This is a genomic window from Acinetobacter sp. FB, assembly GCF_056033405.1.
On record NZ_CM148502.1, the window covers coordinates 174,486 to 194,951 of the forward strand.

Genomic DNA, 20,466 nt, shown 5'->3' on the forward strand with positions numbered 1-20,466 from the left:
TATTTAACTTAAAAAGAAGATCTTAATTATTTTTAAAATTATGAAACAAATTTTTCTCTTATATTTTTATCAAATAAGTAATAATTGAATTAAATGGATTTTAATATTAACTTTATTAAAACAATAGATTAGATTAAAAATCACAGCTTAATTGAAAAATATTTTAAATTTATACTTTATTTAAATGAAAAAGTACCTGGAATTATGACAGTTAGATTTAAAATTCAGGTAAAATTAGCGTTGTTTAAAAATCAATCAGGATGGTTTTTTGAGAATAGTAGGATATGTTCATGGAACGTAGTCAAAAACATACGAAATTACGTTCAGGACATACAAGCCTTCGTCTATTTTTCTGTATGGTCATCATTATTTTCTCTATTTTATATATTTCCATTCCTCTCATCGTTCATAGTTATCAAGAATACGTCAAAACAAAACAAGCTTTAATCGAAATTACGAGTCTGCGAGCTTTGGTACAAACGGCAAATCAAATTTCTAAAGAAAGAGCGCCATCCAATCAGGCAATGTCGAGTCAACCGAATGAGTTATTTATAAATAAAGAAAAGTTGCAACGTCATCGACAGGCTGTAGATACTCAGATTAATCAAACCATTTCAGTATTAAAGCAGAATGGTTTTCAATCTATTGCAGGACATTTGCAGACTGATCTCAAAGTGAAATTAGCTCAGGCACGTCATGTTGTTGATGTTTATATTGAAACACCGTATTCGCAAAGAAGTTCTCAACAACTGGATCATGCAATTTTAGCGCTTTTCTCTGTGTGGGATGAAAATAGGCTTTTTTTAAAATTATTAATGACGCAATTAGAAAGTAAAGATAGCGACATGTCGAATTATTTTACTTCAATTCTCATCCTAACAGATATGCGAGATCAGGCTGGGCGTATTGCATCTAACATTATGGCTCCAATCACTTTTGCTGAACCGATTTCTGATGCAAATCGAGCACGTTCTTTACAGACTCAGCATCAGGCAGAATATCTTTGGTCGTTGGTTGATACGATTCAACCTGAACAGACCAAAACACTAAAATATAAACTTTTACATGAACGTGTAAAAACGGAGTTTTTAGAGCAGGGTTTGCCTTTAATTTCTAAATTACTTGATCAAAGTGAAAATGCTGAACCGTATTCTTTAACAGGGACGCAACTGACCGAGCGGATGGTTGATAAATTTACCACGGTGATGGATTTACAGAACTATATTTTAGATTATAGCTATGAAATCGTTAAGCAGCAGAATAAAGAAGCTCAGCAGCAGTTTATTTTTAACTTTGGTATCTCGATTGTTTCATTGCTTACAGCAATTTTCACTATGAGCTATGCCAAGAGACGTGTATTTCAGCCTTTAATTAGAGCAAGAAATATGATTTTGAGCTTATCAAATAGTCCAACTGAACCTTTTACTGGTAAGCAGTCTCGGCAGGAATTCTTTTCTTTATTTGAAGCGATAGAAAGATTAAAAAGTATTTTGAAACAACGTGACATGATGGAGTCGCAGCTTAAGAAAGTTGCGAACTCAGATATATTAACAGGCGTCGCAAATCGCTTGGCTTTGGAAGAATATATCAATGTTTTAGAGTCAAAGCCTGAAGGTCTATCAGAAACCTGTGTCATTGTGATTGATATTGATAATTTTAAATTTGTGAATGATCAATATGGGCATATTGCGGGTGATCAGGTGATTACCATGATTGCAGATCAACTCAAGCATAATGTAAGAGCTTCTGATTTAATCGTTCGTTATGGTGGTGATGAATTTTTAGTCGTGATCGAAAGTATTGAAATGAAAGCAGCAAAAGCGATTGCTGAAAGTATTCGTTCAGGGATATTAAAACAGAATATTATGACCTCAAATGTTGGTGAGTTGATTCAGGTTTCAGTGAGTATAGGAATTGCGATTGGAGCCGAAACTTGGCTAGAGTTATTAGAAAAAGCTGATCAGTCTTTGTTAAAAGCAAAAGCAAAAGGGAAGAACATCGTAGAGACTTGATTCGCTCAATTATTGAATTATTATAAAATTTTATATTTACAGCATTATGATCTGATGGACATATTAGAGAAAGAAAAAAGATTAAAAGAGCGACTAGAACACAATATTAGAAATGAGGAGATCGGGACAGCAATTGCAATTACTGGACCTTGGGGTGTTGGTAAGACTTTCTTTTGGAAAAGATGTATAGATGGATATAATTTTAAAAAGAAGTACGTCTATGTCTCATTATTTGGTCTTGAGTCGCTGAGTGATTTAAAAACGCATATTTATAGCAATATTGAGAATAATCATTCAACTTTAGAGATTCCTCGATGGATTCGGGGGTTACCATCGATTTTAAAAGATACCAGAGTTTCACAATTTGGATTAAACGCTTCTACTAAAATTTTTGATAGTCTTATGTTTAATCAGGTCAAAGATGCCATCATCTGCTTTGATGACTTCGAGCGTATGTCTAATAAATTAGATATAAAAGACGTTATGGGCTTAGCAAATTATTTAAAATTAGAAAAAAATTGTCAGATCATTTTGATTTTAGATGAAGATAAAGCAGAAGGTGACAATAAGCAGAAGTATGCGGACTATAAGGAAAAACTAGTTGATGAAACGATTATTATCAATTCTGTTGAGCATTTGATACGTGCAAATACAGAAGATATTGATGATGAACTTGTTAATTTGATGATTGATTTTGCTGAGACATTAGAGGTTCGTAATTTTCGCTTTTTCCAAAAGGTGATTAAGCTATATCAGCAATTTCGAAAAGAATTAGGTGCCGATATTGCACTGTCAACAAAAGAAATTATTTTAGTAAGAGTTCTTCAAGGCTACTTAATTCAGGACTTTACAAATTTTGAGTATAGTTGGAGTGATTATCGATATTATTCCAACAAGGATCGAGAACATTGGAGTGAAATAAAACAACAGAAATATGAAGCATTGAAAAAGATTAGCTATAACTTTACTGAAGATGATTTATGGTTTTATGAATTTAAAAAATGGTTTGAACAAAAGGATCGTGTGAATTTCCAAAAACTCAAAGAACTAGCTACATCTGAGTTGATATCAGAGGAACAAAATCAATTTAGAATGGAAATAAGGCAGCTAATGCTTCAGTGGAGAAATATTGAGATAGATAAGAATTTTTGTGAGCGACTACATTCTTTAGCTATCAAAAGAATTGGTTTTGAGAGCTTAGAAAATCTAGATTTTTGTAGAATATTATTGAGTGAATTTGGCAGAACGGATTTATCAAAAAACTTAAGAATGAAAATTAAAGAGTGGATAAATATAGAAATACAGACTAAAGGAAAGTCCTTTGCGAATGATACATTCAGTTTTGGATACCATGCAAAAAATATATTTCATCGTTACATAAGAGTTTTAGCTAAGCAGAATCCTTTAGCTGGCTTGCCAAGTCTTATTGAAGTTGTTAAGCGATATGTTATCCATGATATTTATAATAGTGAAACAAGTGCTATTGTTTTAGAGCAAGCAGCTAAAGAAGATTGGCGTAAACTATTATTTGTAGTGTTCCATGAGGATGGAGATTTTAAAGAAATTAGTAGGTTAGAACTGATTAAAAAAATAATTAGACAACCAATTAAATCTGAGTTGAATCCAAAAATAAGACAAGAAATTTTAGAAATATTACAGGAAAAAGCAGAGGAATCAGAAATACTCAAATTGAATGTGGACTATTTAATTACAAGACTAGATGATTAAAAAAGGGCTCTTTCGAGCCCATTAAAATCATTTCAACATTGGTTTCAAGAAACGACCTGTATGTGAGATTTCAACTTCAGCCACTTGCTCAGGCGTACCTTCTGCAATAATTTGACCGCCACCAGAACCACCTTCAGGACCAAGGTCAATTACCCAATCGGCAGTTTTGATCACATCCAAATTATGTTCAATCACCACAATGGTATTTCCCTTATTGCGTAGCTCATACAAAATGTCGAGTAACTTGGCAATATCATGGAAATGTAGACCTGTAGTCGGCTCATCCAAGATATATAAGGTTTTACCTGTATCACGTTTTGCTAACTCACGCGCTAATTTCACCCGTTGTGCTTCACCACCTGAAAGCGTGGTTGCAGCTTGACCTAGGCGAATATAACCCAGACCCACTTGCATTAAGGTATCTAAACGACGATGAATCACAGGAATGGCATTAAAGAACTCAGCTGCATCTTCAACGGTCATTTCTAACACATCTGATATGTTCTTGCCTTTATAACCGACTTCTAAAGTTTCACGGTTATAACGCTTGCCATGACAAGCATCACAAGGCACATACATATCAGGTAAGAAGTGCATTGCCACCTTGATCATGCCATCGCCTTCACAAGCTTCACAACGTCCACCTTTCACGTTAAACGAGAAACGACCTGCACTATAACCACGCGCTTTGGCTTCAGGTGTTTGCGCAAATAATTCACGAATCGGCGTAAATAAACCCGTATACGTGGCAGGATTCGAACGAGGAGTACGACCAATTGGACTTTGGTCAATATCGACCACTTTATCGAGATGCTGTAAGCCATCAATCGAATCAAACTTCTCTGCGGTCAGCGTTGTTGCGCCATTCAGTTGAGTCGCAGCCAAAGGCAATAAGGTACGGTTAATCAGCGTTGATTTTCCTGAACCTGAAACCCCAGTCACACAGGTCATAATGCCGAGTGGAATGGTAAGATCGACATTTTGTAAGTTGTGTCCGCTTGCGCCAGACAATTTAATGACTTCATCTGGACGAGGTGATTGAGTACGCTGTTTCGGTACTTCAATCTTCAATTTGCCTGAGAGGTATTGACCTGTAAGGGAATCAGCATGGTTTGCCAACTCATCATACGTTCCTTCAGCAATAATTGCCCCACCGTGAATTCCTGCACCAGGACCAATATCAATAATATGATCCGCGGCACGAATTGCATCTTCATCATGCTCAACCACAAGCACGGTATTGCCGAGATCGCGTAAGCGAATTAAGGTTTGTAATAGACGATCATTATCACGTTGATGCAGACCAATAGATGGCTCATCCAATACATACATCACACCCATTAAGCCTGCACCAATTTGCGATGCGAGACGAATACGTTGTGCTTCACCACCTGAAAGTGTTTCAGCCGAACGTGCCAAGCTCAGATAATTCAGGCCAACACTGACTAAAAAGTGTAAACGCTCACGAATCTCTTTAAAGATTTTATCGGCGATTTCACCTTTAGCCCCTTCAAGATTGAGGTCTTGATAATAGTTTTCCGCATCACCAATCGACATCTTGGTGATTTCTGCGATGGTCTTATCTTTAACACGAACATGACGTGAAATTTCGTTTAGACGTGAACCATCACAGGCATCACATGCTGCATTTGATAAATATTGTGCGAGATCATCACGCACATAATTCGATTCAGTTTCACGATAGCGACGTTCTAAATGTGGCAAAATTCCTTCAAAGGCTTGTATGCGACTGTGTTTACGACCTCGTTCATCGATATAACTGAGATCGATTTTCTCTTTGCCTGTGCCTTGTAAAAATTTCTTTTGGGTGTCTTTATCTAAACTATTCCAAGGCTGATCGAGATCAATACTGAAATGATCCGCTACTTTTTGCAGCATGGTGTAGTAATACGGACGTTGTCTGTCCCAACCCCGAATTGCACCTTGGCTAATGGATACTTCAGGATTTGGAATCAACTTTTCTGCGCTGAAATGACTACGAGTTCCCAAACCATCACAGACAGGGCAAGCACCGAATGGATTATTGAATGAGAACAGACGTGGTTCGAGTTCAGCTACGGCACGGTCACATTCAGGACATGAATGTTTTGCAGAGAACACACGTTCAGGATGTTCGCCATTCATCCACGACAACACCGCAATATCACTACCTAGACGTAATGCGGTTTCAAACGATTCTGCGATACGATTGCCAAGATCGTCACGGACTTTAAAGCGATCGACCACGACTTCGATGGTATGTTTTTTCTTTTTATCCAGTTCAGGTGGGGTATCAATATCAATGATTTCACCATCGACACGGGCACGGACAAAACCTTGGCCTTGTAATTGTTCAAATAATTGGGTGTATTCACCCTTACGCTCACGCACCACAGGTGCGAGTAACATCAATGCTGTACCTTCTTCTAATCCTTTTACCGCATCAACCATTTCTGAAATGGTTTGTGCCACCATCGGTAGATCATGTTCAGGACAGTAAGGTGTTCCTACACGTGCATAGAGCAAACGTAAATAGTCATAGATTTCGGTAATTGTACCTACAGTTGAACGTGGATTATGACTGGTTGATTTTTGCTCAATCGCAATTGCAGGCGATAAACCTTCGATTGAGTCAACTTCAGGTTTTTCCATTTGCGAAAGGAATTGGCGTGCATAAGCTGAAAGTGATTCGACATAGCGACGCTGACCTTCAGCATATAAAGTGTCAAATGCAAGGGATGATTTTCCTGAACCTGAAAGCCCTGTGATCACCACAAATTTGTCACGTGGAATATCGAGTGACACATTCTTTAAATTGTGGGTACGTGCGCCTCGAATACGGATATGACTTTGGCTCATGAAAACATCTCAGTAATATGCAAATAGAAGATCAAAATACATTGAACAGCAATCTCATAGATCATTCATTATTTAAGTTGAATGTATTGAAAGAAAGCTCAGTACTAAACAATTTAAAATAATTTCTGAGCAGCATTCTGCTGTTGAATGGGTCTTATATGATAGCGCCTTAAAATTGTTCAAGTGGTATAAAAATATTTAAAACGACAAATTATGACGGTTAAATCACATTGATAACGAGTATCACATACTGACCGAGTTGTATTTTTATCATTCCTTTTCTGATTTTACTACCGTAAAGCTGTTGCAGAATAAAAATACATAAATTTACTAGACGACTGGTCTAATATTAATTTATAGTGTGACGATGAAACGATCAATCAAGAGTGAAGCAACTCGACAACATATCTTGGATACCAGTTTTGAATTGGTATTGCGTAAAGGTTTTGTGGGAGTTGGCTTACAAGAAATTTTAAAAGCCTGTGACGTGCCAAAAGGTTCGTTCTATCACTACTTTGCATCTAAAGAGGCATTTGGTTGTGCCCTATTAGAACAGTATATGGCGGATTACAAAGTACGAGTCGAACAGCTCTGGCAGCACACTGAACAAAGTGCGTATGCACATTTGATGGCTTTGTGGCAGGCATGGATTGACGATCCAATTTATGGCAGTTGGGCAGAAAACTGCTTAATTGTCAAACTCGCGGCTGAAGTCTCTGATTTATCAGAAGACATGCGACAGATTTTAAATTTAGGTGTGCATCGACTCACGCAACGCGTGGCGCTGTTATTGCAAGAAGGGCAGCAGCAAGGTTCGATTCCAACACATCTTGATCCATTTAAAACAGCTCAAGTGATGTATCAGCTTTGGTTAGGGGCTGCTTTGATGACCAAATTGGCACAAGACAAAGCACCGCTGCATCTGGCTCTAGAAACCACCAAACAGCTGTTACAACCAATACAGGAGTAAATCATGCAAAGTATTATCCATCATCAATTTGGCGAACCTGTAGATGTTTTAGAATTCGGTGATATGCCGAAACCTGAGCCTAAAGCAGGTGAAGTCCGTATTAAAACGATTATGTCCCCAATCCATAATCACGATGTGTGGACGGTGCGGGGGAGTTATGGCTATAAGCCAACTTTACCTGCAATTGGTGGTAGTGAAGCAGTCGGTATCGTCGACGCTATAGGTGAAGGTGTCGATGAAAGTAAATTAGGGCAACGGGTTGCAGTTGCTGGTGTACATGGTAGTTGGGCAGAATATTTTATTGCGCCTGCGCAAAGCATTATTCCTTTAAATGATGCGATTGATGATGCAACAGCAGCGCAATTGATCGGGATGCCGATAAGTGCTTTGATGTTACTCGACTTTGTAAATGTTCAAGCAGGGCAATGGCTGATTCAAAACACAGCCAATGGTGCGGTGGGTAAAACCGTGGCGATGATTGCTCAGGCGCGTGGTTTGCAAGTGATTAATCTTGTGCGTCGTACCGATGCAATTGCCGAAATGCAGGCTTTAGGCATTCAACATATAGTTGCCACGGATCAAGCGGATTGGAAGCAACAAGTCAAAGCGATTCATGCTGATCAGCCATTGATTGCAGGCGTGGACTCAATTGGTGGAGTGGCGAGTGGTGAAATGTTGAATCTACTGAGTGAAAATAGCGTATTGGTTTCATTTGGCAGCATGACGGGTGAAACCATGCAGATTTCATCGGGTGATTTGATTTTCAAACAGGCTACAGTGAAAGGCTTTTGGGCAAGTGTAGTCAATAAAGAAATGCCAGCAGAGCGTAAAAAGGCATTATTTGTTGAGTTATTAACGCTTGCGACACAAAAGAAACTAGTTTTACCTGTGGAAGGTGTTTTTAGTTTTGATGACATTAAAACGGCTGCACTGAAAGCAACTCAGGGTGCGCGTCAGGGCAAAGTGTTATTAAAGCCTTAATTTGGAAAACAGATGACCAGTCGTGAGGCTGGTCTACTGATATTGAGTCATAAAATAAAAAGGAAAATGAGATGATTGGACAACTGCTCGTAGGATTAATTGCTGTCTTACATGTTTATATTTTAGTACTGGAAATGTTTTTGTGGGATAAGCCCTATGGTTTAAAAGCTTTTGGTAATAGTTTGGAAAAAGCTCAGCTCACTAAAGTTTTAGCGCAGAATCAAGGTCTTTATAATGGGTTTCTTGCAGCAGGTTTGTTTTGGGCATTAATTGCACCTGAAACCTATGCGGCGGCTTTGGCGAATTTCTTTTTAGGCTGTGTGTTGATTGCAGGTATTTATGGTGGTTTGACTGCAAGCAAAAAAATTATTTATATCCAATCCGTACCCGCATTGCTTGCCTTAATTGCGGTTAACTTTTTTTAAGCAATTAAAGGTATTCACTCGATCTGATTTATGTTTTAATGCAGCCAGTTTGAGATGAGCCTCATACAGTATATCGGACAACACGATATACGACTAAGCCCCCATGAGGGGCTTTTTTTATTTTGTATAGAGTTTTTAATTAAATTAAAAATATTGAATTTATTTGTAATAAGCATTATTGGTAAATAAAGATAAGAGAGTGCTAATATTTGCCACTTTTAGTCACTACTAGTTGATATAATTAAAAAACTGTTTCTTTATTCATCAATAAACAAATTAAAATTAAATATATATAAATAATGAGTAAAGAATAATGTCAAAAAGGATGATGCTATTTGTATGTGTATTATTTTTCACGGACGGTACTTTTGCTGAAGAAACTAAAATTAGTGGTTTTAATCAGGTTATCGATGTAAATCCTGATCAGAACTATCAATCTGAATTAAAAGATTTAAACCCAAGTACTCAGTTGTGGACAGCATTTTATGTAGTTGGAGTTCCTCAATCTGCAGGAGCACACACTCAAGCAAATTTGACGGTTACTGGGGAGGGACTAATTGCAAAAAATCATCCTAAGATACCAGTCGAAAATATTACTTTGATTGCGAATGATTTACCAGTCCGTCAAAATTATTCTTTAAATGAATTCAATGATTTAGTTTCTGAAATAGAAGAGCAGACTGGACAGAAAATCCAGGAGCCTAATGTTAGTCAAACGAATAATGTTCGAGTATATGGACAGATTTTAGATTGGATTCCAGAATATAATCTGCAAAAACCAGCGAAAATTAGTTTCAGTATTCATAATCCTAGAGATTTTGATATTAAGGCAATTTATATGATTGTTGGTGAAGGTGTAAAAACACCTCAGTTATTGAAGTTGGTGATTGGAAATAATGCTGGAGAAATACAAGAAACTAGTATTAAAACACAGGCGAATGCTAGTCACTCATCTTTCTCTAATTCTTTAGTAATCAAGGTCTTTGTCTTTTTAGCATCTGCTGCTTTAATGGGTATAATAGCTTTTTTAAAAAGAAAAAGAGCATAAAAAGTTATTGTTAAAGGAGGATTTAAATCCTCCATATATTTACCTTAATCTAAACCTACCCATTGACGTTGTTGATACGCGCTGTCCCAAAACAACCATTCCAGTTTTGCACCCATAGTGTATGCAGCATGCATTTTCGCCAAAGTGTCTTGATCACAACGTGCTGCCACTTTATCTACAGTTGCAATCACATTGCGCACTGCCGTATTAAATTCTTCACCTGCATAGGTATCAATCCATGCTTGGTATGGATTATTAGGAACAGATTGGTTTACGATGTCTTTACCAACCTCAGCATAAATCCAAAAACAGGGAAGCAATGCTGCCAAGATCACAGGATAACTTTCTGACCAAGCCGTTGCAGTTAAAAAAGAAGTGTAATGGTGACAGGCAAGTGTTAATGGTGTGCTTTCAAACTCAGCCTTGCTGACGTCAAACTCCTGCATAAAATCACTATGCAGGCTACGTTCTACAATAATCGCAATTTTTGCTGCTTCAGAAAATTGAATCACATCATCTGCTTCATAGGCTTTTGCCGCAGCTACAGCAAGTGCACGACCATAAGCTAGTAAATAGTGAGCATCTTGAATCACATAATGGCAAAAAGCTTTACGATCCAAAGTCCCTTTAGCTAGTTCTTGATTGAATGGTAAAGCTAATATTTTTTGATATAAATCGTGATTACGTTGCCATACATCTTGAGAAAACGTCATGAAATGAACCTATTAAAGTACATATAAAAGAAATCTTTCAGCACTATAACAGAGTCTGGTTTGGATGGTTTCTTTTGCCAAACAAGTCCAACAATCTTTTCTCTTTTTGGGTCGAAACTCGCCTACAATAGCTACATTTTATAACTCAACGATTTCGCATAAGGCTGTTCATGAAGCATTTTCGTTTTTCTATATTCTTTACGGTAGTGTGCTTAGCACTATCTGCCTATTGGGGCTACACGCATGGTCCTGAAGCAGGCGTAGCTACAATGCTTAAAGCATTAACGATTACTGCGATCTTGGCAGTAATGGAAGTTTCACTATCCTTTGATAATGCTGTGGTAAATGCTTCGGTATTACGTAATTGGGATCATTTCTGGAAAATGATTTTTTTAACGGTAGGTATTCTAATCGCCGTGTTTGGTATGCGTTTGATTTTCCCTGTCGTTATTGTCGCTGTGACGGCAGATATGGGCATGATTGAAGTCGCTAAAATGGCATTGAATGATCCAAAAACCTATTCAGAGCGTTTAATGGCACATCATGCTGAAATTTCAGCGTTTGGTGGTACTTTCCTATTAATGGTGTTTTTAAACTTCTTCTTTGATGATGGTAAAGAAACGCATTGGTTTAAGTGGTTAGAAGCAAAATTAGCGAATTTAGCTAGTGTGCCAGCAATGTCTGTTTTTCTCGCATTGATTGCCATGATTATTATGGCAGCCAATGTTGAAGAGTCTGTACGTTTGGCTGTGACCATGGCAGGGATCTGGGGTATTGTCGTATATATTGGCGTACAGGTACTTAGTCATCTCCTCGGTGGTGAGCCAGAGATTGATGAAAATGGTAATGCGGTTACGCATGATGCAAATGGGGCTGCTTCAGGTGTCGTGAAAGCTGGTTTTGGTGGCTTTTTATATCTTGAAGTCCTAGATGCATCGTTCAGTTTTGATGGTGTGATCGGTGCATTCGCGATTACCAGTGATGTTGTCATTATCATGTTAGGTCTTGCGATTGGCGCAATGTTTGTCCGTTCAATGACCATCTATCTTGTTGAAAAAGGCACATTGGATGCTTATATTTTCTTGGAACATGGCGCGCATTATGCGATTGGCGCTTTGGCATTTATCATGATCGCAAGTGGTACAGGTTTACATGTACCTGAAGTTGTAACAGGCCTGATCGGGGTTGCCTTTATCGTTTGGGCTGTGATCGCATCTATTCAATATAGCAAGCGAGAACAGCAAGCTTCTTAAGCTTATTTTCAGCTAAGTGATATATTTTAAATAAAGGAGCACGATTTGCTCCTTTATTTTTTCTCCTAAAGATTGTGTTTTTCATAATCTACTTACAACCTTGTTAAGCGAATCGCTTATAATTCGCTAAGCCAGTTATAGTGTCTTATCAATAATGAATGCTTTAGAACGCCGTTCAACTTTTGCCTTAAGCAGCATTTTTGCCTTACGCATGTTGGGTTTGTTCATGATTATTCCTGTCTTTTCAGTGGCAGGACAATCTTATCAATATGCCACGCCTGCCCTCATTGGTTTAGCTGTAGGGGTCTATGGTTTAACACAAGCAATTTTGCAGATTCCGTTTAGCTTGTTGGCTGATCGTTTTAGTCGTAAACCATTGGTTGTGCTTGGTTTGCTCTTATTTGCGATTGGTGGTGCGATAGCAGGTTTATCTGACACAATTTATGGTGTGATTATTGGTCGTGCAATTGCAGGTGCAGGTGCAGTTTCAGCCGTAGTAATGGCTTTACTGGCCGATGTGACCCGTGAAGAACAGCGGACCAAAGCCATGGCAGCGATGGGGATGAGTATTGGCTTGTCTTTCGTGGTGGCATTTAGTTTAGGGCCTTGGCTCACTAGCTTAGTCGGTATTTCTGGGCTATTTTTCGTGACAACGATTATGGGATTGGCTGCGATTTTGATGTTATTGCTCGTGCCTAAAGTCACCCGACATCATCGTAATTTCCAACAAGGTTATTTATCGCAGTTGAAACAAGTCATTCAAATGGGCGATCTGAATCGCCTACATGTCTCTGTTTTTTCTCTGCACTTATTGCTCACGGCAATGTTTATTTATATTCCTTCTCAGTTGATTGAATATGCACAAATTCCACTGGCAAAACATGGTTTGATTTATTTGCCATTATTGGTGCTGAGTCTGTTCTTTGCTTTTCCAAGTATTATTATTGCTGAAAAATATCGCAAAATGCGTGGTATTTTCTTATCAGCAATTGCTGGAATTATTGTGGGCTTACTGATTCTTATTTTTGGTTATGAATCAAAGTATGTATTGCTCGCAGGGCTTGGTATTTTCTTTATCGCCTTCAATGTCATGGAAGCGTTATTGCCATCTTGGTTATCGAAAGTTGCACCTATTCAATCTAAAGCAACTGCGATGGGAATAAATGCCAGTAGTCAATTCTTAGGTGCTTTTTTTGGTGGTACTTTGGGCGGACAGCTTTTGATGTTACAGAATACTGCACTTGGGTGGAGTGTCCTCTCTGGGATTGCTATACTTTGGTTGTTGGTCAGCTTTGGGCTGGCTCAACCTCGATATTTGTCTTCAATTGTGTTGCCTCTACCTCAAATGACACAAACGGATGAATGGACTTCAAAATTGTTGGCAATTCGTGGTATTGAAGAAGTCGTGGTGATGCCTGAACAACAAGTTGCTTATATTAAAGTCGATAAACAGTGTATAGATGATGCTGGGCGACAAGATTTAACGCACTTGATTGGCAAAGAGGTAGCCATTTAAACATAACTCTTATAAAGTAAAACATAGAAATACATAGGATGAAGACAGCTAATGCGTGGTGTGAATAAAGTTATTTTAGTAGGTACTTTGGGTAAAGATCCTGAAACAAAAACTTTTCCAAATGGTGGATCCCTGACTCAATTTTCGATTGCAACAAGTGAGTCTTGGACAGATAAAAATACAGGCGAGCGTAAAGAACAAACAGAATGGCATCGTATTGTGTTACACAACCGTTTAGGTGAAATTGCACAGCAATATTTGCGTAAAGGTTCAAAAGTTTATATCGAAGGTTCATTACGTACTCGTCAATGGACAGATCAAAACGGTCAAGAGCGTTACAGTACTGAAATTCGTGGCGATCAAATGCAGATGTTAGATACGCGTCAACAAAGTGAACAAGGCGGCGGTGACTTTAATCAACCACGTTTTAATAACAATAATCAAGGTGGTGGTTACCAAAATACGGGTTATAACAACAACCAAAATGGTTATGGTCAAGGCGGTGGCTTTGCTGGTGGTAATCAAGGTAATTATGCAGGTAGTCCACAAGCAGGAAATGGTTTTAATACACCAAAATCAGCACCTCAGCCTGCGACAGCCCCTGCGGATTTAGATGACGATTTACCATTCTAAATCTTCTGATTCAAAAAAGGCATGAACTTGGTTTCATGCCTTTTTTATTTTTAAAAAATATTTTTAATTTTATATTACAAAGCGTAACCATTGTCAGTTTTTGCCAATTCCCGAAGACCGTCTATTAATGTTTCGATAAGTTTTTCAACCACAAGACGTTGCCCTTTACGTGATGCGTATACCAATTGGACGGTGCCCCGATTTGATTTCCATTCGGGCAGGATATGGATAAGGTGTCCTTTTTGAATATCAGCTTGAACGGTTAAATAAGGCAGGTCTGCGATACCTAAACCATCACGAACAGCATAATAAACGCCTGCTAAATCATTGCTTTTTATGCGTGGATGGTAAGATATATCAACGGTTTCATCATTTTCTACATGGCATAGATGCCAAAAATATTGATTTTTTTGAGTCCCTAAAGCTACGCTTGGAAAATGTTGTAATTCTGAATAATGTCGAACTTGTTGACCTTGCAGCAATTCTGGAGCAGCAACCAGACAATGCTCAGTTCGAATCACATCTCGCACAATTAAGCTCGAGTCCTGATTCGGTTCAAAGCTTGTTCGGATCGCAATATCAATATCATCATGTAGAATATCAACGCGGCGGCTCGTCAGCTCTAAAGAAATTTCAACTTTTGGATAATCTTTTAAAAATTGATTCAGTAATTTTCTGATTTGAAAATGCATCATGAGGGGAGGACAACTGATCTTAATCAGACCTTGTGGTTCACTTTTTTGTTTTAGCAACACATTTTCAGCGCATTCAACTTGTGCAATCACCTTACAACATTCTTCATAAAACTCTTGCCCTAATTCTGTCACTTTGAAATGGCGTGTCGTTCGTTGGATCAGATTGACATTAAACTTATTTTCCAAATCAATAATGCGGCGACTGAGTTTGGATTTACTGATATTTTCTGCTTCACTGGCAGCACTAAATCCGCCATGTTTCACGACCGAGTAAAAATAATGAAAGTCATCAAATGAATTGATCAAGACAAATTCAGTCCTATAATGAGATGAAGATTAGAATAGCATCAACACTTCTAATCTTCAGTGAACGATTTATTTTTGTGACGTATTTTGAACGTAGCTGTTGATTAAATTGCGGTAATCAGGAATATGATTGGAAAATAAAGCGCCTAAACCTTCAATATCGTTACGCCAGTCGCGATGAAGTTCACATGCCATTCCAAACCATGTCATGAGTTGTGCGCCTGCTTTGGACATACGATCCCAAGCAGCATCGCGTGTTAAGGCATTAAATGTTCCAGATGCATCGGTAATGACAAAAACTTCAAACTCTTCTGCTAGCGCGGAAAGCGCAGGAAATGCGACACACACTTCTGTGACCACACCTGCAATAATCAATTGTTTTTTCCCTGTTGCTTTTACAGCTTGAATAAAGTCAGGATTATCCCATGCATTGATTTGACCAGGACGGGCAATATACGGTGCATCAGGAAATATTTCTTTGAGTTCTGGGACTAGAGGACCATTTGGACCATGTTCAAAACTGGTGGTGAGAATGGTGGGGAGATTAAAGTATTTGGCTGCATCAGCCAGCGCTAATACATTATTTTTAAATTTATCTGGATCAATATCACGAACCAGTGAAAGTAGACCTGTTTGATGGTCAACTAAAAGTACGGCAGCATTGTCTTTATCTAAACGAATATAGCCTTTTCCCATTTTTGCATCCTCAAGTTTTTGTTAAAAATAAATATGAAAAGAAAGCATCTTTTTCCTATTACCTGAAATGATGCTAGTGAAATTCTAGAGAGTGATGAAGTCTAAATATTGAGATTAACAATACTGAAAATAGGATGATGATTTTAATATATTACTTAATTGTGTATTAAATTTAGGATTGTCCTGTTTATGGAATAATGTGTTGTTAATCCATATCTATAAGCGTTGATCATCAAGGCGTAAAATGAATCTTAAGAAAAGAATTTCTGCCTGAATAGGAGAAACTAAATGAAGAAAGTTCTTGGTATTTATCAAAATAAAAACATGCACTGGGTCGGTGATGGTTTCCCTGTGTACAACTTGTTTTCTTATGATCGTTTAGGACAAACGATTAGTCCATTTTTACTTTTAGATTATGCAGCGCCGTACCGTTTTGAACCAACAACTGCTCAACAAGGAGTTGGTACACATCCGCACCGCGGTTTTGAGACCGTGACGATTGCTTATCAAGGTGAAGTGACACATAAGGATTCAAGTGGTGGCGGTGGCACAATTAAAGCCGGTGATGTGCAATGGATGACAGCTGGAGGTGGTGTTCTACACCAAGAATTTCATTCCCCTGAATTTGCTCATCAAGGTGGTTTGTTTGAAATGGTGCAATTATGGGTAAATTTGCCAGCTCATTCGAAAATGACACCTGCAAAATATCAAGCCATTGAAGCAACAGATATCCAAAGTATTCACTTAGATGATGTAGGGAGTGAATTACGTGTGATTGCTGGGCAATATCAAGAGACAATTGGTGCAGCTGCAACGTTCAGTCCAGTCAATGTTTGGGATGGTAAAATTGTGGCGGGTCAAGCACACACATTTTATGTGGCTGAAGGTCATACAACATTGTTGGTGCTACTTTCTGGTGAGCTGATTTTAAATGATGAGCAAACGATAGAGGCTCCAAGCTTGGTGGTGCTCAGCCGTGAACAGATTGATTTTAAGATCCAAGCAGAGCAGGACAGTAAATTCTTGATTTTAACAGGCCAACCTTTAAATGAGCCTATTGAGGGTTATGGTCCATTTGTGATGAACAATAAGGCTGAAATCATGGATGCAATCAATGATTTCAATCGTGGTAAATTTGGTGTGATGGATCGCTAATTTATCTTGATTTTGATTACATATAAGAAAGCCCATAACTCCTTTAGAGTTATGGGCTTTCGCTATAAGGTTCTCTATTGATTTTTTTAATATTAGGTCACTTATTATTATCCAGTTTATTATGTGACTCAGTTCTGATTATTGTTTAATCAGAATAGCGCTAAATTTTTGCTTTGCAAAGCCCCTAACAAGGTAAAAATGGAAAAATAAAGAATGTTCTGTATATTTATTTAATGTGTAGAACAATATAGTTAATATTATCATTGAGTTAAGCTTAAAATAAGAAGTGTGTTAAAATGTAACAATAAGTGAATGGCCACATTAAGACAAAAGTCTAGCTTAAATGCAGAATCTGGTATTTTTTAATACCGTATTTAGGTTAACTATCAGTCATAATCAAGAAAAATCATCAACTGATGGGACATAATTTTGGATATTGCAATTATCGGCAGTGGTATGGCAGGACTTGCCTCAGCCAGAATCCTACATGATGCAGGACATAACGTAACGATATTCGAAGCACTTGCTGGGCGCGGCATGGACAGTCACAGTATAGACTTTGATGGGGGCTTAATTGACGCACCATTACGTGTGATGAACCCAAAACTTTGGAAAAATACCTTAAGTTTAGCCAGCTATTTGGGAATAGAAACGTTCCCTGTGCGTACATTTATGGCTTGTAGTTGGTTATTTGAAGATAAAACAGATACTTGGCTAACAACTTCACGTAGCCGGATTGGAAATTTCCCAATTATTAATAACCGTAAAGGCATACAGCAATATGGTTGGCGTCTGGTGAAAGGGATGCTACAACTCAAAACAGCTGTGCATCAATTTTTCAAATCAGATAATCAAGACATCACCCTAGCTGAGTTCATGAATCAATACCATATTGAGGAAGTGTTTTGGCACGGTACGGTAATGCCAGTGCTTTATACCATTTGCACATGCCATCCAAAAACGATTGGTGAGTGGCCGGCTAGACCCCTATTAGAATTTGTTCGTCAGTTGACTGAAGGTGAAGCTTTATTACGAATGAAAGGTGGAACACCTGCACTTGTGAATCGACTGATTGATGGAATTGATATCCATAGCGGCTCACCTGTTGAGAAAGTAGAAGAGCAAGGTGATAAGATTTTGGTAGAAAATGGACAAGGTGAAAGCCAATTGTTCGATCGAGTTGTTATTGCAACACCAACACCAGCCATTGAAAATTTTCTGAAGCAACCACAATTTGCAGATGATATTGCATTATTGAAAAAGTTCCGTTTTGAACAAGGTGATTTGGTTATTCACACCGATCCAATCGTGATGCCACAACGCCGTAAAGATTGGGCAGTATTAAGTTATATGATGGATCGGAATTTTAGTCGTCAGCAATTTACAGTGTGGATTAATTCAATTGAACCAAGCCTAGTCGGCAAAAATGCCGTATTCCAAACTTGGTGCCCTGTAATTGATATTGACCCTAAGAAAATTATTTCTAAAGTACAGCTCACGCGTGCTGTTGTAGATTCAGAGACGGTTGCATTGAATAAACAAATTCAACAACGTCATTTAGACCTCAATCGTAAAGTGTTTTATTGTGGTTCGTGGTCATGTGATGGATTACCAATTTTAGAATCTGCAGTGACCTCGGCGATGCATATTTCTGAAATTTTAGGTGCACCATTACCTTTCGTTGGGCTTAAACCGAAAGTTTCAGTTGCGCCAGAACTGGGTTATTAAATATGGCTTACTCCAAGCAAGGATGGATTGAGAAAGTTTTCGGACATAAATATGCAATAGATGCAAAACGCCTCGGAGATGATTCTCTACTTGCTTGGAGTAATTTAGGTTATTGGCAGAACCAATATGATGATTACCCACAGGCTTGCCAAAGCCTAGCAGATCAAATCGCTTCTTCTATTCAACTCAAACAATCTGATCATGTTTTAGACCTAGGCTGTGGACAGGGAGCAAGTCTTTTACATTGGCTTCGGTATTATCAGATTCAACAACTCAGTGCGGTTGAACTACAGCCCGAATGTACCAAACGAATTCAAAAACAATTACCCCAAGTTCAAATTCATTGTGGATCATTTTTGAATTTAAAAGCACTGCAATTTTTGAATTCATTTGACGTAGTGCTGTGTATAGATGCGGCTTATCACAGTGATTTGAATTTATTTCTCAATTCGACATCTTTGGTTTTGAATTCAAAAGGTCGAATCGCATTTCATTATTTGATGTGGTCAGATGCTTGGCGAGAGAGTTCGAGTTTTAAAAAACAACAATATCGTTATTTGCTCAAAAGTGCTGATGTTAATTGGCAAAATTTAATGGGCGAACAACAATTAACACAAAAGCTTATACAAAAAGGATTTACCGAAATTGAAATTCAGAATTTTTCCGAACCTGTTTTAAATGGTTTTGCTGTCTATATTGAAAATAAGAGAACAGAAAGGAAACATTTTGACTTAGCACAATTAAAAATTGATATGACAGCAAAGTTATGTAGAAAGCTCTATCAAGATGGTTTAGTGCATTATATTCAGGTCAGCGCAATTAAAAATTAGGCAATAAAAAAGGCTTAATCTTTAAAATTAAGACTTTTTTGAATTTGATGGTGCCGGCACACGGATTCGAACTGTGGACCTACTGATTACAAGTCAGTTGCTCTACCAACTGAGCTATGCCGGCAACGTGGCGAGAATTTTACAGAATCTATTTAAAAAAACAAGCGAAAAAATGAGCAATTGGGTGGATTTAATTCGATTGTGGGATTTTTATCCATTTTTATTTAAGTATTTAGTGCGTATACATAAGAATCAATCACTTCACCTGTACTTAAATACGCTTTAACAGAGATGCGTTGATAGCTTGTACCTTCGAATTCATCGAGTTCTTGCCAATGTTGTTCTAGATTGTCTGAGAAAAAGACAAAGCCAGAGACCTGATGTTCGCTGTGATCCAACACAATCCCCGGAAACCCGAGTTCTGCCCCCCAACCTTGTTCTTTTAGTGTGCCAAATACATGTGCTTCTGCCCAATTACCGCCAATTTTTTCCAAAATATGAGCGTTGGGACGATTTGGTCCTAACGTACCGTAAACAAATAAACTAAGCATAAATAAATGTAGGAATTAAAAAGGATAGTTTAGCAAATAGGATAACTCAAGAATGAGGGCTTTTTATTTCATGATTTTTTTGATCAAAAATCATTTAAAAATTTGAATGGGATTTTTTAAATATATGTCTTTTGATGTCGCCATCTGTACCATTTCAGAAGTTTCCGTAGAAAATTGGGGGGATAAAAATAGGGGTAATTTATTATACCCCCAATTGTCCCCCACAACATGGGGGATTGCAATGGAAAGGGTAGGAACTTGTAAGCAATAAAAAAAGCTTAAACCCTTTAGATTTAAGCTTTTAGGACTCTATGAGACATCATAGAAACTAAATTTGGCGAGAGAGGGAATAAACTTATTAATTTAA

At 37.9% G+C, this 20,466-nt stretch carries 17 protein-coding genes and 1 tRNA gene; 12 read left to right on the forward strand and 6 right to left on the reverse strand.

Annotated features, from left to right (window positions below; all coding sequences use genetic code 11):
* Positions 1-290: 290 nt before the first annotated feature.
* Positions 291-2,012, forward strand: coding sequence for a GGDEF domain-containing protein (locus tag AC0JIQ_RS00815; protein ID WP_474202344.1), 1,722 nt, complete (start codon positions 291-293; stop codon positions 2,010-2,012).
* A gap of 54 nt (positions 2,013-2,066) precedes the next feature.
* Entirely contained in the window at positions 2,067-3,740 is a 1,674-nt protein-coding gene (locus AC0JIQ_RS00820; RefSeq protein WP_474202345.1) for a P-loop NTPase fold protein, read from the forward strand.
* 27 nt (positions 3,741-3,767) lie between these two features.
* Here the strand turns inward: AC0JIQ_RS00820 and uvrA are convergent, their stop codons facing one another.
* Positions 3,768-6,599 (reverse strand): excinuclease ABC subunit UvrA, encoded by a 2,832-nt coding sequence (uvrA, locus tag AC0JIQ_RS00825; protein ID WP_474202346.1) that lies wholly within the window; start codon positions 6,597-6,599, stop codon positions 3,768-3,770.
* 367 nt (positions 6,600-6,966) lie between these two features.
* On the opposite strand from uvrA, the gene AC0JIQ_RS00830 reads away from it, so the two are divergent.
* The 4 genes from AC0JIQ_RS00830 (at position 6,967) to AC0JIQ_RS00845 (ending at position 10,023) form a co-directional block, all read left to right on the forward strand.
* Positions 6,967-7,569 (forward strand): TetR/AcrR family transcriptional regulator, encoded by a 603-nt coding sequence (locus tag AC0JIQ_RS00830; protein WP_474202347.1) that lies wholly within the window; start codon positions 6,967-6,969, stop codon positions 7,567-7,569.
* Between the two features lie 3 nt (positions 7,570-7,572).
* On the forward strand, positions 7,573-8,550 hold the full coding sequence (locus AC0JIQ_RS00835) for a zinc-binding dehydrogenase (RefSeq protein WP_474202348.1): 978 nt from the start codon (positions 7,573-7,575) through the stop codon (positions 8,548-8,550).
* 71 nt (positions 8,551-8,621) lie between these two features.
* Complete coding sequence (locus tag AC0JIQ_RS00840; protein WP_474202349.1) at positions 8,622-8,975, forward strand: DUF1304 domain-containing protein; 354 nt, start codon at positions 8,622-8,624, stop codon at positions 8,973-8,975.
* A gap of 313 nt (positions 8,976-9,288) precedes the next feature.
* Entirely contained in the window at positions 9,289-10,023 is a 735-nt protein-coding gene (locus AC0JIQ_RS00845) for a hypothetical protein (RefSeq protein WP_474202350.1), read from the forward strand.
* A gap of 44 nt (positions 10,024-10,067) precedes the next feature.
* On the opposite strand, the gene tenA is transcribed toward AC0JIQ_RS00845, so the two are convergent.
* On the reverse strand, positions 10,068-10,736 hold the full coding sequence (gene tenA / locus AC0JIQ_RS00850) for a thiaminase II (protein ID WP_474202351.1): 669 nt from the start codon (positions 10,734-10,736) through the stop codon (positions 10,068-10,070).
* Positions 10,737-10,906: 170 nt separating this feature from the next.
* Between tenA and AC0JIQ_RS00855 the strand changes: the two genes are divergently transcribed.
* The 3 genes from AC0JIQ_RS00855 to ssb all read left to right on the forward strand — a co-directional run bounded on the left by AC0JIQ_RS00855 (position 10,907) and on the right by ssb (position 14,138).
* Entirely contained in the window at positions 10,907-11,989 is a 1,083-nt protein-coding gene (locus tag AC0JIQ_RS00855; RefSeq protein ID WP_005156777.1) for a DUF475 domain-containing protein, read from the forward strand.
* 151 nt (positions 11,990-12,140) lie between these two features.
* Entirely contained in the window at positions 12,141-13,505 is a 1,365-nt protein-coding gene (locus AC0JIQ_RS00860) for an MFS transporter (protein ID WP_034602552.1), read from the forward strand.
* Between the two features lie 51 nt (positions 13,506-13,556).
* Positions 13,557-14,138, forward strand: a complete 582-nt coding sequence (gene ssb, locus AC0JIQ_RS00865) for a single-stranded DNA-binding protein (RefSeq protein ID WP_336938445.1) — start codon at positions 13,557-13,559, stop codon at positions 14,136-14,138.
* A 74-nt stretch (positions 14,139-14,212) separates the two neighbouring features.
* Here ssb and AC0JIQ_RS00870 read toward each other — a convergent pair whose 3' ends face one another.
* Positions 14,213-15,139, reverse strand: a complete 927-nt coding sequence (locus tag AC0JIQ_RS00870) for a LysR substrate-binding domain-containing protein (protein WP_474202352.1) — start codon at positions 15,137-15,139, stop codon at positions 14,213-14,215.
* Between the two features lie 69 nt (positions 15,140-15,208).
* Positions 15,209-15,835: an isochorismate family cysteine hydrolase YcaC gene (gene ycaC / locus AC0JIQ_RS00875; RefSeq protein ID WP_474202353.1), complete on the reverse strand. Its 627-nt coding sequence runs from the start codon at positions 15,833-15,835 to the stop codon at positions 15,209-15,211.
* Between the two features lie 288 nt (positions 15,836-16,123).
* Here ycaC and AC0JIQ_RS00880 point away from each other — a divergent pair, with 288 nt between their 5' ends.
* The 3 genes from AC0JIQ_RS00880 to AC0JIQ_RS00890 all read left to right on the forward strand — a co-directional run bounded on the left by AC0JIQ_RS00880 (position 16,124) and on the right by AC0JIQ_RS00890 (position 19,548).
* Positions 16,124-16,990: a pirin family protein gene (locus AC0JIQ_RS00880; RefSeq protein WP_474202354.1), complete on the forward strand. Its 867-nt coding sequence runs from the start codon at positions 16,124-16,126 to the stop codon at positions 16,988-16,990.
* Between the two features lie 429 nt (positions 16,991-17,419).
* Positions 17,420-18,718, forward strand: coding sequence for an FAD-dependent oxidoreductase (locus tag AC0JIQ_RS00885; RefSeq protein ID WP_474202355.1), 1,299 nt, complete (start codon positions 17,420-17,422; stop codon positions 18,716-18,718).
* A 2-nt stretch (positions 18,719-18,720) separates the two neighbouring features.
* Complete coding sequence (locus tag AC0JIQ_RS00890) at positions 18,721-19,548, forward strand: SAM-dependent methyltransferase (RefSeq protein ID WP_474202356.1); 828 nt, start codon at positions 18,721-18,723, stop codon at positions 19,546-19,548.
* 48 nt (positions 19,549-19,596) lie between these two features.
* Here the strand turns inward: AC0JIQ_RS00890 and AC0JIQ_RS00895 are convergent.
* Positions 19,597-19,672 (reverse strand) — tRNA-Thr (locus AC0JIQ_RS00895).
* Positions 19,673-19,772: 100 nt separating this feature from the next.
* On the reverse strand, positions 19,773-20,099 hold the full coding sequence (locus AC0JIQ_RS00900) for a gamma-glutamylcyclotransferase (protein ID WP_474202357.1): 327 nt from the start codon (positions 20,097-20,099) through the stop codon (positions 19,773-19,775).
* Positions 20,100-20,466 lie beyond the last annotated feature (367 nt).

Excerpts from the sequence above, each read along its gene's own strand:
- AC0JIQ_RS00855 (WP_005156777.1), top strand. The coding sequence starts at position 10,907 with ATGAAGCATTTTCGTTTTTCTATATTCTTTACGGTAGTGTGCTTAGCA.
- uvrA (WP_474202346.1), bottom strand. The coding sequence starts at position 6,599 with ATGAGCCAAAGTCATATCCGTATTCGAGGCGCACGTACCCACAATTTA.
- tenA (WP_474202351.1), bottom strand. The coding sequence starts at position 10,736 with ATGACGTTTTCTCAAGATGTATGGCAACGTAATCACGATTTATATCAA.
- AC0JIQ_RS00890 (WP_474202356.1), top strand. The coding sequence starts at position 18,721 with ATGGCTTACTCCAAGCAAGGATGGATTGAGAAAGTTTTCGGACATAAA.
- AC0JIQ_RS00845 (WP_474202350.1), top strand. The coding sequence starts at position 9,289 with ATGTCAAAAAGGATGATGCTATTTGTATGTGTATTATTTTTCACGGAC.
- AC0JIQ_RS00815 (WP_474202344.1), top strand. The coding sequence starts at position 291 with ATGGAACGTAGTCAAAAACATACGAAATTACGTTCAGGACATACAAGC.
- AC0JIQ_RS00835 (WP_474202348.1), top strand. The coding sequence starts at position 7,573 with ATGCAAAGTATTATCCATCATCAATTTGGCGAACCTGTAGATGTTTTA.
- AC0JIQ_RS00830 (WP_474202347.1), top strand. The coding sequence starts at position 6,967 with ATGAAACGATCAATCAAGAGTGAAGCAACTCGACAACATATCTTGGAT.
- ssb (WP_336938445.1), top strand. The coding sequence starts at position 13,557 with ATGCGTGGTGTGAATAAAGTTATTTTAGTAGGTACTTTGGGTAAAGAT.
- AC0JIQ_RS00840 (WP_474202349.1), top strand. The coding sequence starts at position 8,622 with ATGATTGGACAACTGCTCGTAGGATTAATTGCTGTCTTACATGTTTAT.
- AC0JIQ_RS00820 (WP_474202345.1), top strand. The coding sequence starts at position 2,067 with ATGGACATATTAGAGAAAGAAAAAAGATTAAAAGAGCGACTAGAACAC.
- ycaC (WP_474202353.1), bottom strand. The coding sequence starts at position 15,835 with ATGGGAAAAGGCTATATTCGTTTAGATAAAGACAATGCTGCCGTACTT.
- AC0JIQ_RS00880 (WP_474202354.1), top strand. The coding sequence starts at position 16,124 with ATGAAGAAAGTTCTTGGTATTTATCAAAATAAAAACATGCACTGGGTC.
- AC0JIQ_RS00900 (WP_474202357.1), bottom strand. The coding sequence starts at position 20,099 with ATGCTTAGTTTATTTGTTTACGGTACGTTAGGACCAAATCGTCCCAAC.